The 18798-nt window shown below is 73.6% G+C and carries 19 protein-coding genes and 1 tRNA gene; 5 read left to right on the top strand and 15 right to left on the bottom strand.

What is annotated here, in order from left to right; translation table 11 throughout:
• Positions 1 to 22: 22 nt before the first annotated feature.
• Both ACIQUT_RS17260 and ACIQUT_RS17255 read left to right on the top strand, forming a co-directional pair.
• Positions 23 to 1291 (top strand): glycosyltransferase, encoded by a 1269-nt coding sequence (locus tag ACIQUT_RS17260; protein WP_403563743.1) that lies wholly within the window; start codon positions 23 to 25, stop codon positions 1289 to 1291.
• Positions 1288 to 3714, top strand: coding sequence for an ArnT family glycosyltransferase (locus ACIQUT_RS17255; RefSeq protein WP_403563742.1), 2427 nt, complete (start codon positions 1288 to 1290; stop codon positions 3712 to 3714). The genes ACIQUT_RS17260 and ACIQUT_RS17255 overlap by 4 nt, the downstream gene beginning before the upstream one ends.
• Positions 3715 to 3862: 148 nt before the next feature.
• Here the strand turns inward: ACIQUT_RS17255 and ACIQUT_RS17250 are convergent, their stop codons facing one another.
• The 12 genes from ACIQUT_RS17250 to ACIQUT_RS17195 all read right to left on the bottom strand — a co-directional run bounded on the left by ACIQUT_RS17250 (position 3863) and on the right by ACIQUT_RS17195 (position 13296).
• Complete coding sequence (locus tag ACIQUT_RS17250; protein WP_403563970.1) at positions 3863 to 5398, bottom strand: MDR family MFS transporter; 1536 nt, start codon at positions 5396 to 5398, stop codon at positions 3863 to 3865.
• 125 nt (positions 5399 to 5523) lie between these two features.
• Positions 5524 to 6009, bottom strand: coding sequence for a MarR family winged helix-turn-helix transcriptional regulator (locus ACIQUT_RS17245; RefSeq protein ID WP_403563741.1), 486 nt, complete (start codon positions 6007 to 6009; stop codon positions 5524 to 5526).
• A gap of 266 nt (positions 6010 to 6275) precedes the next feature.
• Positions 6276 to 7112 carry a hypothetical protein gene (locus ACIQUT_RS17240; RefSeq protein ID WP_403563740.1) on the bottom strand — a complete coding sequence of 279 codons (837 nt, stop codon included), beginning with the start codon at positions 7110 to 7112 and terminating at the stop codon, positions 6276 to 6278.
• Between the two features lie 92 nt (positions 7113 to 7204).
• Positions 7205 to 8044 (bottom strand): RNA polymerase sigma factor SigF, encoded by an 840-nt coding sequence (locus ACIQUT_RS17235; RefSeq protein WP_179177822.1) that lies wholly within the window; start codon positions 8042 to 8044, stop codon positions 7205 to 7207.
• Positions 8045 to 8264: 220 nt separating this feature from the next.
• Positions 8265 to 9113: an RNA polymerase sigma factor SigF gene (locus ACIQUT_RS17230; RefSeq protein WP_403563739.1), complete on the bottom strand. Its 849-nt coding sequence runs from the start codon at positions 9111 to 9113 to the stop codon at positions 8265 to 8267.
• A gap of 212 nt (positions 9114 to 9325) precedes the next feature.
• Complete coding sequence (locus ACIQUT_RS17225; RefSeq protein WP_360621039.1) at positions 9326 to 9487, bottom strand: hypothetical protein; 162 nt, start codon at positions 9485 to 9487, stop codon at positions 9326 to 9328.
• Between the two features lie 366 nt (positions 9488 to 9853).
• The gene (locus ACIQUT_RS17220; protein WP_403563738.1) at positions 9854 to 10141 is read right to left on the bottom strand and encodes a hypothetical protein; all 288 of its coding nucleotides are present in this window, start codon (positions 10139 to 10141) and stop codon (positions 9854 to 9856) included.
• A 313-nt stretch (positions 10142 to 10454) separates the two neighbouring features.
• Positions 10455 to 10539: transfer RNA gene (locus ACIQUT_RS17215), tRNA-Ser, on the bottom strand.
• Between the two features lie 93 nt (positions 10540 to 10632).
• Complete coding sequence (gene tadA / locus ACIQUT_RS17210) at positions 10633 to 11061, bottom strand: tRNA adenosine(34) deaminase TadA (RefSeq protein WP_403563969.1); 429 nt, start codon at positions 11059 to 11061, stop codon at positions 10633 to 10635.
• 62 nt (positions 11062 to 11123) lie between these two features.
• Complete coding sequence (locus ACIQUT_RS17205; RefSeq protein ID WP_403563737.1) at positions 11124 to 11669, bottom strand: hypothetical protein; 546 nt, start codon at positions 11667 to 11669, stop codon at positions 11124 to 11126.
• A 366-nt stretch (positions 11670 to 12035) separates the two neighbouring features.
• Positions 12036 to 12236, bottom strand: a complete 201-nt coding sequence (locus tag ACIQUT_RS17200; protein ID WP_179177827.1) for a hypothetical protein — start codon at positions 12234 to 12236, stop codon at positions 12036 to 12038.
• A gap of 112 nt (positions 12237 to 12348) precedes the next feature.
• Positions 12349 to 13296, bottom strand: coding sequence for a universal stress protein (locus ACIQUT_RS17195; protein ID WP_403563736.1), 948 nt, complete (start codon positions 13294 to 13296; stop codon positions 12349 to 12351).
• 331 nt (positions 13297 to 13627) lie between these two features.
• Here ACIQUT_RS17195 and upp point away from each other — a divergent pair, with 331 nt between their 5' ends.
• Complete coding sequence (upp, locus tag ACIQUT_RS17190) at positions 13628 to 14263, top strand: uracil phosphoribosyltransferase (protein WP_403563735.1); 636 nt, start codon at positions 13628 to 13630, stop codon at positions 14261 to 14263.
• A 114-nt stretch (positions 14264 to 14377) separates the two neighbouring features.
• Here the strand turns inward: upp and ACIQUT_RS17185 are convergent, their stop codons facing one another.
• Both ACIQUT_RS17185 and ACIQUT_RS17180 read right to left on the bottom strand, forming a co-directional pair.
• Positions 14378 to 15043, bottom strand: coding sequence for a LytR C-terminal domain-containing protein (locus ACIQUT_RS17185; protein WP_403563734.1), 666 nt, complete (start codon positions 15041 to 15043; stop codon positions 14378 to 14380).
• Between the two features lie 212 nt (positions 15044 to 15255).
• Entirely contained in the window at positions 15256 to 15552 is a 297-nt protein-coding gene (locus ACIQUT_RS17180) for a type II toxin-antitoxin system VapB family antitoxin (RefSeq protein ID WP_114058229.1), read from the bottom strand.
• A 92-nt stretch (positions 15553 to 15644) separates the two neighbouring features.
• Here ACIQUT_RS17180 and ACIQUT_RS17175 point away from each other — a divergent pair, with 92 nt between their 5' ends.
• Together ACIQUT_RS17175 and opcA are read left to right on the top strand one after the other, a co-directional pair.
• Positions 15645 to 17282, top strand: a complete 1638-nt coding sequence (locus ACIQUT_RS17175) for a helicase HerA-like domain-containing protein (protein WP_403563733.1) — start codon at positions 15645 to 15647, stop codon at positions 17280 to 17282.
• A gap of 124 nt (positions 17283 to 17406) precedes the next feature.
• The gene (opcA, locus tag ACIQUT_RS17170; protein ID WP_403563732.1) at positions 17407 to 18339 is read left to right on the top strand and encodes a glucose-6-phosphate dehydrogenase assembly protein OpcA; all 933 of its coding nucleotides are present in this window, start codon (positions 17407 to 17409) and stop codon (positions 18337 to 18339) included.
• On the opposite strand, the gene ACIQUT_RS17165 is transcribed toward opcA, so the two are convergent.
• Complete coding sequence (locus ACIQUT_RS17165; protein WP_403563731.1) at positions 18288 to 18773, bottom strand: cupin domain-containing protein; 486 nt, start codon at positions 18771 to 18773, stop codon at positions 18288 to 18290. The genes opcA and ACIQUT_RS17165 overlap by 52 nt on opposite strands.
• Between the last annotated feature and the right edge of the window lie 25 nt (positions 18774 to 18798).

Genomic DNA, 18798 nt, shown 5'->3' with positions numbered 1-18798 from the left:
CCCGCGCCGCGAGGCTCGGACCATGCCAACCGACACCTCCACCGGCGCCCTCCCGGCGCGGGCGCACCTCGCGCCCGTGCCCGGCGAGCCCGTACTCGACGTGGTGATCCCGGTCTTCAACGAGGAGAAGGACCTGGGACCGTGCGTACGCCGGCTCCACGACCACCTCACCCGCACCTTCCCGTACCCCTTCCGCATCACCATCGCCGACAACGCGAGCACGGACCGCACCCCCGAGGTGGCCTCCGGCCTGGCCGCCGGCCTCGACGGGGTCCGCAGCACCCGGCTGGAGGAGAAGGGCCGCGGCCGTGCCCTGCGCACCGTCTGGTCCCGCTCCGAGGCCCCCGTCCTCGCGTACATGGACGTCGACCTGTCCACCGACCTCAACGCGGTGCTGCCGCTGGTCGCCCCGCTGATCTCGGGCCATTCCGACCTCGCCATCGGCACCCGGCTGGCCCGCTCCTCGCGCGTGGTGCGCGGCGCCAAGCGGGAGTTCGTCTCCCGCGCCTACAACCTGCTGCTGCGCTCCTCCCTCGCGGCCCGCTTCAGCGACGCCCAGTGCGGGTTCAAGGCCATCCGCAGGGAGGTCGCCGAGCGGCTGCTGCCCCTCGTGCAGGACACGGGCTGGTTCTTCGACACCGAGATGCTGGTCCTCGCCGAGCGGGCCGGGCTGCGGATCCACGAGGTGCCGGTCGACTGGGTGGACGACCCGGACTCCACGGTCCACATCGTCCGGACGGCGGTGGAGGACCTCAAGGGCGTCTGGCGGGTGGGCCGGGCCCTGGCCCTCGGCACGCTGCCGCTCGACCGGCTCGCCCGCCCCTTCGGCGACGATCCGCGCGACCGCAGCGCCCTGCCCGGGGTGCCGCGCGGGCTGGCCCGCCAGCTGCTGGGCTTCTGCACCGTCGGGGTGCTGTCCACCCTCTGCTACCTCGCGCTGTACTCCCTGTTCCGGCTCGGGGCCGGGCCGCAGCTCGCCAACGCGGCCGCCCTGCTGCTGTCCGCCGTCGCCAACACGGCCGCCAACCGCCGCCTCACCTTCGGCGTCCGCGGGCGGGCGAAGGCCGTGCGCCACCAGGCCCAGGGCCTCGTCGTGTTCGCCGTGGGCCTCGCCCTGACGAGCGGCTCCCTGGCGGCCCTCGGGGCGGCGACGGCCGACCCCGGCCACAGCACCGAACTGGCCGTCCTGATCACGGCCAACCTCGCCGCGACCGTACTGCGGTTCCTGCTCTTCCGCGCCTGGGTCTTCCCCGACCGGCGCACCCCTGCTGCCAAGGACGACATCCGATGACCACCGCCGTACCGCCCATGGACTCCCCGTTCCCCGAACGGGCCGCCGCCGCGGACCGCTCCGCCCGGGCTGCCGGCGCCGACGCCGGTTCCGATTCCGGCTCGGGCTCGGGCTCGGGCTCCGGAGCCCGCCCCGCGGCCGTGCCGCGGCCCCGCTGGGAGCTGCCCGCCCTCGCCGCGCTGCTGCTGGCCACCGCCGTCCTGCTGCTGTGGAACCTCAGCGCCTCCGGCTACGCCAACTCCTTCTACTCCGCAGCCGTCCAGGCGGGCAGCGAGAGCTGGAAGGCCTTCTTCTTCGGCTCCTCCGACGCCGGGAACTCCATCACCGTGGACAAGCCCCCGGCCGCCCTGTGGCCGATGGCCCTGTCCGTCCGGCTGTTCGGGCTGGGCAGCTGGCAGATCCTCGTTCCGCAGGCCCTGATGGGCGTCGCCACGACCGCCGTGCTGTACGCCGCCGTACGCCGCCACTTCGGGCCCGCGGCGGGCATCGTCGGCGGTGCCGTCTTCGCCCTCACCCCGGTCGCGGCGCTGATGTTCCGCTTCAACAACCCGGACGCGCTGCTGACCCTGCTGCTCACCGTCACCGTCTGCTGCGTCCTGCGCGCCCTCGACGGCGCGCGCACGGCCTGGCTGGTGGGGGCGGGCGCGGCGATCGGCTTCGCCTTCCTGACGAAGACGCTGCAGGCCTTCGTGATCCTGCCGCCGCTCGTCCTCGTGTACGCCGTCTGCGCGCCCACCCGGCTGCGCCGCCGACTCGGCCAGCTGCTGCTCGCGGGGGCCGCGATGATCGTCGCCGGCGGCTGGTGGGTGGCGATCGTCGAGCTGTGGCCCGCGTCCTCCCGCCCGTACATCGGCGGCTCGCAGACCAATTCCTTCCTGGAGCTGACCCTCGGCTACAACGGCCTCGGCCGGATCAACGGCAACGAGACCGGCAGCGTCGGCGGCGGCGGACGCCCCGGCGGCGGGGGCGGCTGGGGGGAGACCGGAATCGACCGGCTGTTCTCCGCGAACATCGGCGGACAGATCTCCTGGCTGCTCCCGGCGGCCCTGATCATGCTGGTTGCCGGACTGGTGATCACCTGGCGGGCCGGCCGGGCCGCCGACACGATCGAGGGCATGGCCCGCGCGGCGTTCCTGGCCTGGGGCGGCGCGCTGCTGATCACCGCTGCGGTGTTCAGCTGGATGCAGGGCATCTTCCACGAGTACTACACGGTGGCGCTGGCCCCGTTCGTGGCCGCGCTGGTCGGCATGGGCGTGGCCGTGCTGTGGGAGGAGCGGGGCAGCACGCCCGCCGCGCTCACCCTGTCCGGCACCCTCGCGCTGACCGCCTGGTGGTCGTACGTCCTGCTCGGGCGCTCCCCCGACTACCTGCCGTGGCTGCGCTGGGCCGTGCTCGCGGCCGGGCTCGCCGCGGCCGCCGGGCTGCTCCTCGGGGCGCGGCTCGGCCGTCGGGCGGCGCTCGGTGCGGCCGTGCTGGGCCTGGGCACAGCCTTGGCCGGACCTCTCGCCTACTGCCTGACCACGGTGGACTCCGGGCACGCCGGATCGATCGTGACGGCCGGTCCCGCGGTGCAGGGCACCCGGACGGGGATGGGCATGCGGCCCTTCGGCGGCGGTGAGCTTCCGCCGGGCGCGGGCCCGGTGGGCGGCGGCCCCGGTGGCGGCCTGCAGGGCGCTGTGCCGCAGGGCATGCCGGGCGGTCCCGGGAGCGTACCCGAGGGCGGCTTCCAGGGGGCTCCGCAGGGCATGCCGGACGGCGGCGGTCAGGCCTTTCCCGGCGGCCAGGGCGGTCAGGCTTTCCCCGGCGGCCAGAGCGGCCAGAGCGGCCAGAGCGGCCAGGGCGGCCAGGGCGGCCAGGGCGGCCAGAGCGGCCAGAGCGGCCAGAGCGGCCAGGGCGGTCAGCGCGGTGCCGGTGGCCGGGACGGCGCCCGGCGTGGCGGGCAGAGCACCGGCGGTGTTCCGGGTGCCCCCGGCGGGGGCGGCGGCATGGGCGGCCTGCTGGGCGGCACCAGGGTGGGCAAGGAGGCCACGGCCGCGCTGCGCAAGGACGCGGACCGGTACACGTGGGCGGCGGCGGCCGTCGGCGCGCAGAACGCGGCGAGCTACCAGCTCGCCTCGGGGGAGCCGGTGATGCCGATCGGCGGGTTCAACGGCAGTGATCCGTCGCCGACGCTCGCCGCGTTCCAGGAGTACGTGAAGTCCGGCAAGGTCCACTACTTCATCGCATCGGGCGGCGGCGCGAACGGTGCGGGCGGCGAGGGTCCGGGCATGCAGGGCGGTGCGGGCATGCGCGGCGGTCCGGGCGGGTCCACCAGCAGCGCGATCGAGACCTGGGTGAAGGCGAACTTCCGGTCCGTCACCATCGGCGGAGCCGCCTTCTACGATCTGACCGCTCCCTTGAGTGCCACGTCCGCCCCGTCCTGAGCGCGTCCGAACGCGAGGAGGCCGCCTCCATGGCGGCCGCGGCCGATCCCGGCGACCCCCGGCCGGCCCCGTGGCGGCCGGCCGGACGCCTCGAAGCCGCGGACCGCGACGCCCCGCACCCGTCGGCCGGGGCGCCGAGGGGGCGGGGCTACTCCTGGGAGGAGGCGGCCGGGGTGTGCGCCGACGGGTTCGGCTTCAGGGCGACCTCCTTGATGAACACCACGATCAGCAGCGCGAGGAGCGCGGAGGGCGCGGCGTAGAGGAACACGTCGCCGACGCCGTGCCCGTACGCGGACTCGATGACCTCGCGCAGCGGTGCGGGCAGTGCGTCGAGGTCGGGGATCCCGCCCCCGGCGGTGCCGCCGTGGCCCAGTGCGGCCGCCTTGGGTCCGAGGGCGGCCAGCCCCTCCTGGACGTAGTGGGTGACGCGGTGGGCCATCAAGGCGCCGAGCGCCGAGACGCCCACGGCGCCGCCGAGCGAACGGAAGAAGGTGACGACGGAGCTGGCCGCGCCGAGGTCCTCGGGGGCCACCTGGTTCTGTGTGGCGAGGACCAGGTTCTGCATCATCATGCCGAGGCCGAGACCGGTCAGCGCCATGCAGCCTGCGATGTGCCAGTACGGGGTGTCGTGGCGCAGGGTGCCCAGGAGCCCCAGGCCGGCGGTCAGGAGCACGCCGCCGGAGACGAGCCAGGCCTTCCACCTGCCGGTCTTGGTGATCACCTGGCCGGAGACGGTGGAGGAGACGAAGAGCCCGCCGATCATCGGGATGGTGAGGATCCCGGACATCGTGGGGGACTCGCCGCGGGCCAGCTGGAAGAACTGGCCGAAGAAGACCGTGCCCGAGAACATCGCGATGCCGACGAACAGGGAGGCGGCGGAGGCGAGGCTGATGGTCTTGTTGCGGAACAGGCGCAGCGGGATGACCGGGTCGTCGGCGCGGGACTCGACGAGGAGGAAGAGCAGGCCGAGGACGACGGCGCCGCCGGTCATGGCCAGGGTCGTCCAGGAGATCCAGGCGTAGGAGTCGCCGGCCTGCGTGACCCAGATCAGCAGCAGCGAGACGGCGCCGCTGATCAGGAGGGCGCCGAGCCAGTCGACCTTGACGTCGCGGCGGACCACCGGGAGGCGGAGCGTCTTCTGCAGGACGATCAGGGCGATGACGGCGAAGGGCACGCCCACGTAGAAGCACCAGCGCCAGCCCAGCCACTCGGTGTCGGTGATGACACCGCCGAGCAACGGGCCGCCGACGGTGGCGACGGCGAACACCGCGCCGAGGTAGCCGCTGTAGCGGCCGCGCTCGCGCGGGGAGATCATCGCGGCCATCACGATCTGGGCGAGCGCGGACAGGCCGCCGACGCCGATGCCCTGGACCACGCGGCAGGCGATGAGCGTGCCGGTGTTCTGAGCCAGGCCCGCGACGACGGAGCCGAGCACGTAGATGATCAGGGAGGCCTGGACCAGCAGCTTCTTGCTGAAGAGGTCGGACAGCTTGCCCCACAGCGGGGTCGCCGCCGTCATCGACAGCAGGGCGGCGGTGACGACCCAGGTGTACGAGGACTGGGTGCCGCCGAGGTCGCTGATGATCTGGGGCAGGGCGTTGGACACGATCGTGGACGACAGGATCGCCACGAACATGCCGAGCATGAGCCCGGACAGCGCCTTCATGATCTGCGCGTGGGTCATCGGCGCGGGGGAGGGCGCGGACGCGGATGGGGACGCGGGCGCGGGCGCGGACACGGGCGCGGGCGCGTCGCCGGAGGAGGGCTGCGGCAGGTCGCCTCCCCGCACCCCGGGGGGCGTGGTGGTCGTCATGGGGTTCCTTCGTCTGGGAGCTCGACTGTCCGGAAGCTCGACCGGAGCCGGGCCAGCAGGCTGTTGAGTACGTCGATGTCGTGCGCGGACCAGTCGGCCAGGGCCTGTTCCAGCGCGTCGGTGTACCGGGCGGAGGCCTCGGCCAGGAGCGCGGAGCCGGCCGGGGTGAGCCGCAGGATGCGGCAGCGGCCGTCGCCGGGGTCGGCGTCGCGCGTGATCCAGCCGCGGTCGGCGACATGGGCGACGTGGCGGCTGGTGACGGAGATGTCGATCGCCATGAGGTCGGCGAGGCGGCTGAGCCGCATCTCGCCGTGACGGTCGATCAGGGTGAGGACGGCCGCGGAGCCCGGCGGGCAGTCCGGGGGAAGGTGGCGGGCGAGCTCCCGTTTGACGGCGCCGACGGCGGTGAGCCGGCGGGCCAGTTCCTCGTAGCGGGTGCTGTGGTCCGCGGCCGCCTGCGTGGTCACCGGGGTCCCCTCCATCTTGTTGCTTCAGGCAACCGTAGAAGAGATTGGTTGCTACAGGCAAATGAATCTGCGAGAGGAGGCGGTAAAGGAATCGGAAAACCGCCAGGGTCCGGGGCCATGGCTTCGAACCGCAACGCACCGGCCCCGGGCGCCGACCACGACCCCGCGGGCAGCACCCAGATGTTCCGCCCGTTCGTCGCGGAGGGGGCGCCGTCCCGCGAGGCGGCCGGCGTGCCGGGATCCGGCCGCCGCCGCCAGGGGCGGGGCACGGTTGTGGCCGGTCAGCTCCAGTCGGCCGTGACCTTGCGGGTCTCCACGTGCATGCCCAGCGGGACCCGCCAGGACTCGACGCACACCGTGTAGGTCTGCGTCCGTGTCGCTCCGCCGGCCAGGGGCGCCGAGAGCGGCTGGGCGGTGGTGACGGTGGCCCAGTCGATGCCGAGGGCGCCGATGATGTGCGTCTCGAACCGGACCGTGCCGGAACGGGCCGCCGTGCTGCCGGTGTTGGCGATCCCCACGGTCACGCGCTCGCACCAGCGGTCTGCCGCCGGTGCCCGCGTCGGGGCGGTCAGCACCAGCCGCGCCGGGGTGGTCGCGGGCGGGGGCGTGGTCCCGGGCGGCGTGGTCCCCGGCGGTGCCCCCGGTGTTCCAGGACTGCCCGGCGTTCCAGGGCCTCCCGGTGCCCCGGGGCCTCCCGGGGTGGTGCCCGGTGCGGGGCCGGGGGATCCGGGTGTGCCCGGGGTGTCGGGGGTGCCGGGTGGGGTGGGGTCATGGCCGCCCGGCGGGGTGCCCGGGCCGGGGGCCGGGATGCCGTCCGGGGTGGCCGTGCCTCCGCCCGGGCCGGAGCCGGCCGGGGTCTGCGCATCCGGGGTGGTGGGCGGCGTGCCGGCGGAGGGAGGGGATCCGCCCGCCGCGTCCGGGCCGCCGAGCCGCTGGAACTTCACCGCTCCCTGCGGGGCCACGTTGTCGCCGGGGCGCCGCTCGGGGCCCGGGGCCACGGCCCCTGCGGCGGTGTGGCCGTCGGGTGCGGCACCGCCGCAGCCGGTCAGGCCTGCGGCGGCCGTGCTGAAGGACAGGGCGGCGAGCAGTGCGGCCCTGCGGCGGTGTCCCGGTCGCATCGCCGCAGTGTTGCTGACGATGCGTCAAATCGGAACCCCTGTGCCGCAGGGCCGGTCCGGTTGCCTGCCCGCCGCCCCTCCGGTCTGCCGGGTCAGTCGCCGATCAGGCCGACGCGCAGCTGCGCGAGGGTGCGGGTCAGCAGGCGGGAGACGTGCATCTGCGAGATGCCGACCTCCTCGCCGATCTGCGACTGCGTCATGTTGGCGAAAAATCGCAGCATGATGATCTGCCGCTCCCGGGCGGGGAGTTTGGCGAGCAGCGGCTTCAGCGACTCGCGGTACTCGACGCCTTCGAGCGCGGTGTCCTCGTAGCCGAGGCGGTCGGCGAGGGATCCGTCGCCGCCCTCGTCCTCGGGCGAGGGCGAGTCGAGCGAGGAGGCGGTGTAGGCGTTGCCGACGGCGAGCCCGTCGACGACGTCCTCCTCCGACACCCCGAGCACCGCGGCGAGTTCGGGCACGGTCGGCGACCGGTCGAGCTTCTGGGCGAGCTCGTCGCTGGCCTTGGTGAGTGCGAGGCGCAGTTCCTGGAGGCGGCGCGGGACGCGCACGGACCAGGAGGTGTCCCGGAAGAACCGCTTGATCTCGCCCACGACCGTCGGCATGGCGAAGGTCGGGAACTCGACGCCGCGGTCGCAGTCGAACCGGTCGATCGCCTTGATCAGGCCGATCGTGCCGACCTGGACGATGTCCTCCATGGGCTCGTTGCGGCTGCGGAAGCGGGCGGCCGCGTACCGCACCAGGGGCAGGTTCAGCTCGATCAGGGTGTCGCGTACGTACGCCCGTTCGGGGCTGTCCGCGTCCAGGGCGGCGAGGCGCTGGAAGAGGGAGCGGGAGAGGGTGCGGGTGTCGATGGCTTCCGAGTGCTCGGACACAGCCGGCGCCTCGCTCTTGACGAGCGTGAGCACCTTGGAGCTGCCCTGGTCTGCGGACATGCCACCCCCTTGAGGTCGCGGACGGTCGCGTACGGCGCGTCCGCCAGAGGAACGCAGCCTCCACCTGAATACCGGAGCCGGGGCTGCGGCAAACGCGGTTCCAGCAGAATGTCACATGTCGGCAACGCGCTGTAGCGCCAAGTCGACATATAACTCCAGCGATAGAGCGGAATGAGCCGGTTCTGTCGGGAAACCGTCCGGAGATCTCCACCCGATCCGGTTACGCCTCGATCCTGTTTGCGGATCGGAGTCGGGCGAAGCTGCGGGCGAGCAGGCGCGACACGTGCATCTGGGAGACGCCGAGCTCGGCGCTGATCTGCGACTGCGTCAGATTGCTGTAGTACCGCAGGAGGAGGATCCGCTGTTCGCGCTCCGGCAGCTGTACGAGGAGGTGGCGCACGAGGTCGCGGTGCTCGACCCCGGCCAGCTCGGGGTCCTCGTAGCCGAGCCGGTCCAGCAGCCCGGGCAGGCCGTCGCCCTCCTGGGCGGCCTCCAGCGAGGTCGCGTGGTAGCTGCGCCCGGCCTCGATGCAGGACAGCACCTCCTCCTCGCTGATCCGCAGCCGCTCGGCGATCTCGGGCGTGGTCGGGGTGCGCCCGTGCAGGGTGGTGAGGTCCTCGGTGGCCGCGTTCACCTGGACCCACAGCTCGTGGAGCCGGCGCGGCACGTGGACGGTGCGCACGTTGTCGCGGAAGTACCGTTTGATCTCGCCGACCACGGTCGGCATGGCGAAGGTGGGGAACTGCACGCCCCGGTCCGGGTCGAACCGGTCGATCGCGTTGATCAGGCCGATCGTGCCGACCTGGACCACGTCCTCCATGGGCTCGTTGCGGCTGCGGAAGCGGGCGGCCGCGTACCGCACGAGCGGGAGGTTGGCCTCGATGAGGGCCCCGCGCACCCGGTTGTGCTCGCTGCTGCCCGGCTGCAGGCCCTTCAGCTGCCCGAAGAGGACCTGGGTGAGGGCCCGGGTGTCCGCGCCCCGGCTCTGCGGTCTCGCGGGCGCAGGGGGCTCCTCCGGGGAGTCCTGCTGGGGCGGCACCTGAGGCGCCGTACTGGCCGACACGGTCACGCCACCCCTTCAAGTCAACTCATCCGTCAAAAGCGGTCATAGCATCACAAGACATGTGCACTGTGTGCAAGCACCGTATATCGCCGTGTTGAGGGCAAGTTGGGCATAGTGGGGCGTTCTGGGTGGGGGTGCCACGAGGGCGGGGAACACAAAACCCCCCACCCGTCGGAGTGGGGGGCCGGTTAGTCCGGAAACCGCATCAGCGTACGGGTTCAGCTCACCAGTTCGGTCATGAACGCGCCTATGCCGTGAGCGGCGTCGGAGATGCCCTGGAAGCCTATTTTGACGATGTCGGCCGCCTTCACCGGCTGGGTGATGATCACGAAGAGCACGAACACCACGAGCCCTCCCGTGATCATCTTCTTGGTCTCCATGAGCGGTGTCGGCCTCCCCAACCGGTCCTGCGAAGTCGGGTGAGTCTAACCGGTCGCATGAGGGCACTCACCCGGACTTTATGGACCAATGACCCTCCGTTCCGGGCCCTTTGCCGCTGCCCGCGGGGGCGGGGGAGGCCCAGGATGAAGGCAGCCCACCGGTTCTGGCAGGAAGCCGGCGGGTGAGGGACAGGGCCCCGCTGTGGGGCCCGGGCCGCACGCGTCCCCCTGACTGCGGCCCGGGCATGCGGGCCCGTTCTCGCCGGGGGGAGTCGCTCGTCCCCCGACAGCGCTTCCCCCGTACCGCGTGCGGCAGGCCCCGGCTCCGGCCGGGGCCTGCCGCACGCGCGGGCCGGCCCGGAAGGACTACTCGATGGCGCCGAGGAGGCCGAGGACGGGCTCCGCGGGCGCGATCACCGGCGCGAGCTGGTCGGGCAGCGTCATCAGCTGGTTGAGCTGGTTCAGGTCGTTGAGCTTGGCGCCGATCTCCTGGACGGATCCGGGTGCGGCCCCCTCCGGCATGCCCGGGGCCGCCTGCGGCAGGTCGGGCAGGGTGAGCGGGGCCGCGGGGGCGGCGGAGGCGGCGGGTGCGGCGAGGCCCGCGGCGGCCCCCGCGAGGGCGATGGCGGCGAGCATGCGCTGGGTCTTGGTCATGCCGTGACAACGGCCGAGCGGGCGGCCGGTCACGCGGGCCCGGGGCGCGCTCACCGGTCGGAGTACGCGCGGAGTGGTCGGAGAACGCCCTCCGGTCGGAGTACGCGCGGAGTGGTCGGAGAACGCCCTCCGGTCGGAGTACGCGCGGATGCGTCGACCGTGTGGCCGCCGACCGCCCGCCGCCCCTCGCTTCCGCCCCCGGGGTTCGGCGCCGCGGCGTTCGCCCCGGGGTTCGGCCCGGGGTTCGGCCGCGGTTTCGGCCCGGAAACCGCCGAGAGCCCCGGCCCTTGCGGGACGAGGCTCTCGATCGGAGCGGTAGCGGAGGGATTTGAACCCCCGATGGGTTGCCCCATACTCGCTTTCGAGGCGAGCTCCTTCGGCCACTCGGACACGCTACCGAGAGAGATCCTAGCCCAAGGACGCCCCAGTTCCGAAATCGGTATCCCCGCGGCCCCGCCGAGCGGCGGCGCGGGGCCCTGCCCGGCGGTTTCTCACAGCTCCCGGAAGAAGTCCGTCAGCTGCTGCGCGCACTCCTCGGCGAGCACCCCGCGGATCACCTCCGGACGGTGGTTGAGCCTGCGGTCCCGTACGAGGTCCCACAGCGACCCCGCGGCGCCCGCCTTCTCGTCCCCCGCCCCGTAGACGACCCGGGCCACCCGCGCCTGGACGAGCGCCCCGGCGCACATCACGCACGGCTCCAGGGTCACCACGAGGGTGCACCCCGGGAGCCGCCACTCCCCGAGCCGGGCGGCGGCCCGGCGCAGCGCCAGCACCTCGGCGTGCGCCGTCGGGTCGCCGGTGGCCTCGCGCTCGTTGTGCCCGGCGGCGAGGAGCTCCCCGTCCGGGCCCAGCACGACGGCGCCGACCGGCACGTCGCCGGCCGGCACCGCCCGGGCGGCCTCCTGGAGCGCCAGGCGCATGGAGTCCCGCCACGGGTCCCGTACGGGATCGGGGCTGTGCGCGGTGTGGTGCTCGGTGATCACTAGCGGACGGCCTCCAGTACCTCGGTCGCGCCGAGCGAGTCGGCGATCTCCGAGAGGGCGTCCCCGTCGAGGGCCATCAGTTCCTTGTGGCTCACGCCGAGGTCGTCCAGCAGCCGGGGGTCGCCGAGCGGGCCGGCCGGTACGGGTTCCGCGCCCGCTCCTGCCTCCTCGGCGTCGTCGTCGGCGTCGGCGAACGCGGCGATGCTGTCCTCCTCGCCGTCCTCGGTGCCGTCCAGGTCCAGTTCGTCGAGTTCGTCGTCCTCCTCGTCGCTGCCCAGCAGCTCTTCGGTCAGCATCGAGCCGTAGGAGCTGCGGGAGGCCAGGGCGGCGTTCGACACGAAGTACCGCGGGTCCTCCTCGCCGTCCACGCGGACGACGCCGAACCAGGCGTCCTCCTGCTCGATGAGGGCGACCACCGTGTCGTCGTCGACAGCGGCGGCACGGGCGAGATTGATCAGATCACTGAGGGACTCGACGTCGTCGAGTTCCATGTCGCTCGCTTCCCACCCGTCTTCGGTGCGCGCGAGCAGTGCGGCGAAGTACACCGTGACTCTCCCACTGGTCATAGGCGTGCCGGTTGGAGGTCCCCCCGGCCGGAGGTGGGAAGGGTTGGAACGGCTGTCCTGCTCGCCGTTTCGTGCCCCGCCCAATCGGCATCGTGGCAGAAACAGCGGCTTTGCGAGAGGTCTTCCGCGCTTGCGTCGTGCCGCGCCGTGTGCGGTGGCGCGTACCGGACGGCCCGCAGGCCACCCGTGGCCCACGGGCATACGGCACGGCGGAGCCGCTCCCCGGCCCGCGGGGCGTACCGCCGACCGGCGGTCGCCCGTGCGCGTGGCTGCGGCGCGGCGCGCCGCACCGCAGTGATGCGGTGCACGGGGCGGCGTCCACGGCGGTGCACGGGGCGGCGTCCGTCACCAGCGGAACGTGCGCATGCGCATCTGCTGGCGCATCCGGGCCGCGCGGGCCCGGCGCGGCTGGACGCGGTCGCGCAGGGCGCGCGCCTCCATCAGGTCGCGCAGGAACTGCGCGCGCCGTGCTCTGCGCTGTGCCGCCGTCTCCGGCGCGCCGTCCTCGCCGCCGCGGTCGTCTCGTCTCGGCTGCGTGTCGGGCATCGGCCACCACCCACCCTGGCTGGTCCGGTCGTCCTCCTCCGCCGGCGCGAAGCAGACCCCCCGCACTCCCACCTTCCCCCGGTCGGGCCGATTGATGCCACCCCCATGCAGGTCAGGAGTCGTCCGAGAGGGTGGGGACGACGGCCACCGGTCCGTGCGCGTGGTGCAGGACGGCGTGCGCCACCGAGCCGATCGCCACGTTCCGGATGGTGCGGCGCGGGTGGTGCCGGCCCACCACGACGAGGGCCGCGGCACGCGAGGCCTCGACGAGGCGGCCCGCCGCGTCCCCGGGCACGGCGGCCTGGACGACGGGCACGCCGGGCCGGCGCTCCCGGAACGGGGCCAGCCGCTCCGTTTGGGCGCGCAGCATCTCCCGTTCGGCGGGCACGGCGTCCGCGGCGTCGGCGAGCCCCTCCGGGGTGAGGACGGCGAACGGCGTGTCGACCATCACGAGGGGCGTCGGCGGGATGGTGTACGCGGAGACCACCTGGACGGTGGTCCCCCGCGCGGCGGCTTCGGTGAAGGCGAAGTCCAGGACGTCGTCCGGGGTCTCGGCGGCGTGCAGGCCGAGCACCACCCGGTCGGCGGAGGGGTCAGGACCGGCAGCCTCCGCGTTGCGCGCCTCGTGCGGGACGACCACCACCGGGCAGCGCGCGGTCGCGGCCACGGCGTGGCTGTTCGAGCCGAGCAGCAGGGCCTTGAAGCCGCCGCGCCCGCGGGAGCCCATGACCAGCATCCGGGCGGCCTCGGAGCCGATCACCCGCAGCGCTTCCGGGACGGAGCCCGTGAGTGCCTCGTAGTGCACCTCTTCGGGGAGTTCGGGGGCCTCGGCGAGCAGGTTCCGGATCCGCTCGGCCACCGGATCGGCGTACGTCTCGGGGGCGGCCGGGTCGGAGAGGGCCTGGCGGCGGGCGGTGTACAGCTGGGAGGCGTCGGGCAGCACGTGGGCGACGAGGAGGCCGGTCCCGTGCCGGAGGGCGGCCTGCCGGGCCCATTCCAGGGCCCGCAGGCTGTGGTCGGATCCGTCGACGGCCGCGATCACGGGTGCGTTGCTGCTCACGCGTCCAGCGTGCTGGGCGCGGCGGCGGGCCGCATCCCAGGGACCGCGGGCGGGCGCGTCGGGGAGGACCGGGGCGGCCGCGCGGGCGCGTCGGGGAGGGTCAGGGCCGGGCCGGCGGGTGCGTCGGGGTGGGTCAGGGCCGGGCCGGCGGGGAGGGCCGGTGTTGGGCGGGCGGGGGAACCACGGGAAGTGCTGCCGGGCGCGGCGGGCCGTTCGGGCGCACGGGGGTGCGTGTACCGCGTAGCCTTTCGGATGTGGGTCGCGCAAAACGTTGCGGCCGTTTTTTGCAGGTCGCAGGTCGAAACCCGACTCTTGAGCCTTGGAGGATGCAGTGCGTTTGCAGGTCGTCGATCACCCGTTGGTGGCGCACAAGCTGACCACTCTGCGCGACAAGCGCACCGACTCCCCCACCTTCCGCCGTCTCGCCGACGAGCTGGTGACGCTCCTCGCGTACGAGGCCACCCGGGACGTGCGCACCGAGCAGTCGGACATCGAGACCCCGGTCGCCGCGACCACCGGTGTGAAGCTGTCGCACCCGCGCCCGCTGGTCGTGCCGATCCTGCGCGCCGGCCTGGGCATGCTGGACGGCATGGTGCGGCTGCTGCCGACCGCCGAGGTGGGCTTCCTGGGCATGGTCCGCAACGAGGAGACCCTGGAGGCCTCCACGTACGCGACGCGCATGCCGGAGGACCTCTCCGGGCGCCAGGTCTACGTGGTCGACCCGATGCTGGCCACGGGCGGCACGCTGGTCGCGGCGATCCAGGAGCTGATCAAGCGCGGCGCCGACGACGTCACGGCCGTGGTGCTGCTGGCCGCGCCGGAGGGCGTCGAGATCATGGAGCGCGAGCTCGCGGGCACTCCGGTGACGGTGGTGACGGCCGCCGTGGACGAGCGGCTCAACGAGCACGGCTACATCGTGCCGGGGCTGGGCGACGCGGGCGACCGCATGTACGGCTCGGCGGAGTAGCCGCACAGCAGCAGGACCACCGCAGGAGGACCACCGCGGCAGGGCGGGACGGTGGTCCCGGCGTCGTGAGACCGGGGCGTGGGGCGCGAGGGCGGCTCCGCGCCCCGGTCGGCGTCAGCAGGTTGCGGCGGGCGCGGGCTGGGGGTTGGCCAGGAGGGCCAGTTCCTTGTCCGCGGCTTCCGGCGGGCTGAGCTGGGTGAAGGCGTCGCCGAGGATCAGGTCGACGTCGGCGCCCTCGCGGGCGTCGTTCTGCAGCGTGTCGCCCTCGATCTGCGTGCCCAGGACGGAGTAGACCGCCTTGTCGGTCTTCGCGGAGCCGAGCAGTATCCCGGTCCCGGGGACCTTCTTGTCGAAGTCGGCGGGGGCGTTGCCGACCTGGCCGACGGTGAAGCCGCGCTTCTTCAGCTCGTCGCCGACGGCCTTGGCGAGTCCGGCGCGCTGCGTGGCGTTGTACACGTTGACCGTGATGTCGCCGGGCTTCGGGAGTACGACCGCCGGAGTTGCGCCGGCGGTGGGCGCGCCGGCCGGGACCGCGCCGGGCTCGGGCTTGGCGCTCGGGCAGTTCTTCGCGGCGGTGCCGCGCTTGCCCTGGCTGTCGCCGTCGCCGCGGAACACGTGGATGAGCTGCAGCGATCCGTAGGCCAGCACGGCGAGACCGAGGACTGCGCCGAGCAGGGTGAAGACGATCCTGCGACGGCGGCGAGGCCGGCTCAGACGGGGGTAGGCCGTCCCCGTGACGCGGTACTTTCCGCCCATGCCGGGGGGAGTGAGCATGCTCATGGGCGCAGCGTAATACCGGGCAGGGTGGATGCCCACCAAATGATCTGTTGATAGGGCAAGACCGACCCAAAAGGCGCAATTCGCGCAAAATCAGCCCGGGGTGGGAGTGCCCGGGGTCGTGCGGGGCCGCGCAGGGGCGCGCGGACAGGGCGGCGTGCCGCACCGGGGTCGTGCGGGCGGGCCGGTGTGCCGCCGGGGGTGGACCGGAGGCGTCAGTCCATTTCGAGGACGCGCGCGTGCAGCACCTGGCGCTGCTGCAGGGCCGCGCGCACGGCGCGGTGCAGACCGTCCTCCAGGTACAGGTCGCCCTGCCACTTCACGACGTGCGCGAAGAGGTCCCCGTAGAAGGTCGAGTCCTCGGCGAGCAGCGTTTCGAGGTCCAGCTGCCCCTTGGTCGTCACCAACTGGTCGAGCCGGACCGGGCGCGGGGCGACGTCCGCCCACTGCCGGGTGGTTTCCCTGCCGTGGTCGGGGTACGGCCGCCCGTTTCCGATGCGCTTGAAGATCACACGGAAAGCCTACCGGGCCGGTGGCTGCGGGCGCAGCCTCGCGCCGACGGTGCAAAGGTGGCATCCAGGGCTATATCGGGAGTGAGTGTCGTATGAGCGAGAGCAACGACCCCGCGTCGCCGGCCGACCGGATCGCCGCCGGATACGCCTTCGCCGGACCCGCGCTCGACCTCGGTGCCCTGTTCTGGGACGGAACCTGCCTGCCGGACCGGCAGATCCGCGTCCCCCTCGCGATGCTGAACCGGCACGGCCTGGTGGCCGGCGCCACCGGCACCGGGAAGACGAAGACGCTGCAGCTCATCGCCGAGCAGCTGTCGGCGGCCGGAGTCCCGGTGTTCCTCGCCGACATCAAGGGGGACCTGTCGGGGATTTCGGCGCCGGGCGCCCCGAACGCCAGGACGGCGCAGCGGGCCGGGGAGGTCGGCCAGGAGTGGCGGGCCGCCGGCTGCCCCGCCGAGTTCTACGCGCTGGGCGGGATCGGGACGGGCATTCCGCTGCGGGCCACGGTGACCGACTTCGGCCCGGTCCTGATGGCGAAGGTGCTCGGGCTCAACCGGACGCAGGAGCAGTCGCTCGGCCTGGTCTTCCACTACGCCGACACCAAGGGACTGGAGCTGGTCGACCTCAAGGACCTGCGGGCGGTCGTCGCCTTCCTCGTCTCCGACCGGGGGAAGGCCGAGCTCAAGGGGATCGGCGGGCTGTCCACGGCCACGGCGGGGGTGATCCTGCGCGCGCTGACCGCGTTCGGGCAGCAGGGCGCCGACGCGTTCTTCGGCGAACCGGAGTTCGACACCGCCGAGTTCCTGCGGACGGCGCCGGACGGGCGCGGGCTGGTCTCCGTACTGGAGCTCCCGGCCGTCCAGGACAGGCCGCAGCTCTTCTCGACCTTCCTGATGTGGCTGCTCGCCGACCTGTACGGCGGGCTGCCGGAGGCCGGCGACCTCGACAAGCCCAAGCTCGTCTTCTTCTTCGACGAGGCGCACCTGCTGTTCAACGGGGCGTCGAAGGCCTTCCTGGAGTCCGTCACGCAGACGGTGCGGCTGATCCGCTCGAAGGGGGTCGGCGTCTTCTTCGTGACGCAGTCCGCGAAGGACGTGCCGGCGGACGTGCTCGGCCAGCTCGGCAACCGGGTGCAGCACGCGCAGCGCGCGTTCACCCCCGACGACGCGAAGGCGCTCAAGGCGACGGTACGGACGTTCCCCCGCTCGGAGTACGACCTGGAGGAGCTCCTGACCGGGCTGGGCACCGGCGAGGCGGTGGTCACCGTCCTGAGCGAGACGGGCGCCCCGACGCCGGTCGCGGCGACGCGGCTGCGGGCCCCGCAGTCCCTGATGGGGCCGGTGGAGGCGGCGGCGCTGGAGCAGGCGGTGAAGTCCTCGCCGCTGTACGGGCGGTACGCGCAGCCGGTCGACCGGGAGTCGGCGTACGAGCGGATCGGCGCCGAGCAGGCGGCCGCAGAGGCGGCGGCGGAGGCGGCCGCGACGGAGGCCGAGGCGGCGGAGCGGGCGGCGGAACGGACGGCGGAACGGGCCGGGAAGGCGGAGAAGGCGGGCCGGGCGGAGCATGCCGAGGCCGGGCAGGCCGGGCAGGCGGAGCAGGAGCCGTCCCCGTCCCTGGCCGAACAGGTGGTGGGGAGCGGGCTGTTCCGCTCGCTGGCCCGGTCGATCGGGACCCAGCTGGGGCGGGAGATCTCCCGGTCGCTCTTCGGCACGGCGAAGCGCCGGCGATAGCCGGAGGAAGCCGCCGACGCGCGCGGTCCTGCGGGCCGGGCGCAGCGGATCCGGTGCTGCGCAGGTGACGGATGGCCGTACGTCCGGGTGACGCCGGTGCCCCGGGCGCTGACAGACTTCGGCCATGCGGACCGAACTCATCGACACCACGTCCGGCAAGGTCGACCGGGCGCTGCTCGACGCCCGCCGGGCCATCGGAAGCCCCGCCCTGGGCCTGGTGCTGACGCTCGTCATCGTGACCGACGAGGAGAACGCGTACGACGCCATACGCGCGGCCTCGGAGGCCTCGCGCGAACACCCGTGCCGCATCATCGCGGTGGTCAAGCGCACTTCGCGCGGCTCGCACAAGCTGCGGCAGACCCGCCTGGACGCCGAGCTGCGCGTCGGCTCGGACGCCGGCAGCGGGGAGATCGTGGTGCTGCGGCTGCACGGGGCGCTCACCGGACAGGCGGGCTCCGTGGTGCTGCCCCTGCTGGTGCCGGACGCCCCCGTGGTGGCGTGGTGGCCGGCCGACGCCCCCGCCGAGCCGGCCGGGGATCCGCTGGGCGCGCTGGCGCAGCGCCGGATCACGGACGCCGAGGCGGCCGCGGACCCGCTCGCCGTGCTGGACGGGCGGGGGGCCTCGTACGCCCCCGGCGACACCGACCTCGCCTGGACCCGGCTGACGCCCTGGCGGGCGCTGCTGGCGGCGGCAATGGACCAGAAGCCGCTGCCGGTGACCGGCGGGGCGGTGGAGAGCGAGGCCGACAACCCGAGCGCCGAGCTGCTGGCGCGCTGGCTGGAGGAACGGCTGGGGGTGCCGGTGGAGCGGGTCGTCACGGACGGGCCGGTGATCACCGGGGTCCGGCTGGACACCGCGCAGGGGCCGGTGCGGGTGAACCGCCCCGACGGGGCCCTGGCCTCCCTGATCCTGCCGGGCAGTCCGGACCGCAAGGTGGCCCTGAAGATCCGCAGCACCGCCGAGCTGCTGTCGGAGGAGCTGCGGCGGCTGGCCGCGGACGAGGTCTACGCGTCGGCGCTGCGCAGGCGGCCGGCCCAGGCGTCGCTCTCCGCGTAGTGGTTGTCGTACACCGGCTGGCTGTCCAGGATGTCCTGGACGGTGGCCTCGCCGGCGCGGACCCGGCCGAGGAGCCGGTAGTAGTCGAAGCGGCCCATGCCGGGGGTGAAGCCGACGAAGACCTCGGCGGTGTGGCCCGGGTGGGGCGCGAAGGCGTGCTTCACGCCGGGCGGGACGGAGAGGAAGTCGCCGGCGGTGAGGGTCCGGACCTCGTCGCCGACGAGGACGTCCAGCCGTCCGGAGAGGACGTGGAAGAACTCGGTCGCCTTGGTGTGGAAGTGCACCGGGGCTCCGGCCGCGCCCGCCTCGAAGGAGGCCGTGTTGCAGGTGAGTTCGGCGGTGTCGGTGAGCAGGGTGATGGTGCTGCCGGGGCCGTCGGTGATGGTCTCGGCGGTGGTGGCGCGGGTGAGGACCGTCTTCGCTTCGCTGTTCATGACCACTAATTTACGGAACCGGTTG

The sequence above is a fragment of the Streptomyces sp. NPDC090445 genome (assembly GCF_044769385.1).
Classification (GTDB): domain Bacteria; phylum Actinomycetota; class Actinomycetes; order Streptomycetales; family Streptomycetaceae; genus Streptomyces.
The sequence above is the reverse complement of the archived record's forward strand: the minus strand, read 5'-3'. Positions and strand labels throughout refer to the sequence as shown.

Coding starts and splice junctions, on each gene's coding strand:
- ACIQUT_RS17200 (WP_179177827.1), bottom strand. CDS start 12,236: ATGCCCGACACGCAGCCGAGACGAGACGACCGCGGCGGCGAGGACGGC.
- ACIQUT_RS17165 (WP_403563731.1), bottom strand. CDS start 18,773: ATGAACAGCGAAGCGAAGACGGTCCTCACCCGCGCCACCACCGCCGAG.
- ACIQUT_RS17250 (WP_403563970.1), bottom strand. CDS start 5,398: ATGACCCACGCGCAGATCATGAAGGCGCTGTCCGGGCTCATGCTCGGC.
- opcA (WP_403563732.1), top strand. CDS start 17,407: ATGCGGACCGAACTCATCGACACCACGTCCGGCAAGGTCGACCGGGCG.
- ACIQUT_RS17255 (WP_403563742.1), top strand. CDS start 1,288: ATGACCACCGCCGTACCGCCCATGGACTCCCCGTTCCCCGAACGGGCC.
- ACIQUT_RS17185 (WP_403563734.1), bottom strand. CDS start 15,043: ATGAGCATGCTCACTCCCCCCGGCATGGGCGGAAAGTACCGCGTCACG.
- ACIQUT_RS17220 (WP_403563738.1), bottom strand. CDS start 10,141: ATGACCAAGACCCAGCGCATGCTCGCCGCCATCGCCCTCGCGGGGGCC.
- ACIQUT_RS17260 (WP_403563743.1), top strand. CDS start 23: ATGCCAACCGACACCTCCACCGGCGCCCTCCCGGCGCGGGCGCACCTC.
- ACIQUT_RS17225 (WP_360621039.1), bottom strand. CDS start 9,487: ATGGAGACCAAGAAGATGATCACGGGAGGGCTCGTGGTGTTCGTGCTC.
- ACIQUT_RS17175 (WP_403563733.1), top strand. CDS start 15,645: ATGAGCGAGAGCAACGACCCCGCGTCGCCGGCCGACCGGATCGCCGCC.
- ACIQUT_RS17240 (WP_403563740.1), bottom strand. CDS start 7,112: ATGCGACCGGGACACCGCCGCAGGGCCGCACTGCTCGCCGCCCTGTCC.
- ACIQUT_RS17245 (WP_403563741.1), bottom strand. CDS start 6,009: ATGGAGGGGACCCCGGTGACCACGCAGGCGGCCGCGGACCACAGCACC.
- ACIQUT_RS17235 (WP_179177822.1), bottom strand. CDS start 8,044: ATGTCCGCAGACCAGGGCAGCTCCAAGGTGCTCACGCTCGTCAAGAGC.
- tadA (WP_403563969.1), bottom strand. CDS start 11,061: ATGCGCCTGGCGCTCCAGGAGGCCGCCCGGGCGGTGCCGGCCGGCGAC.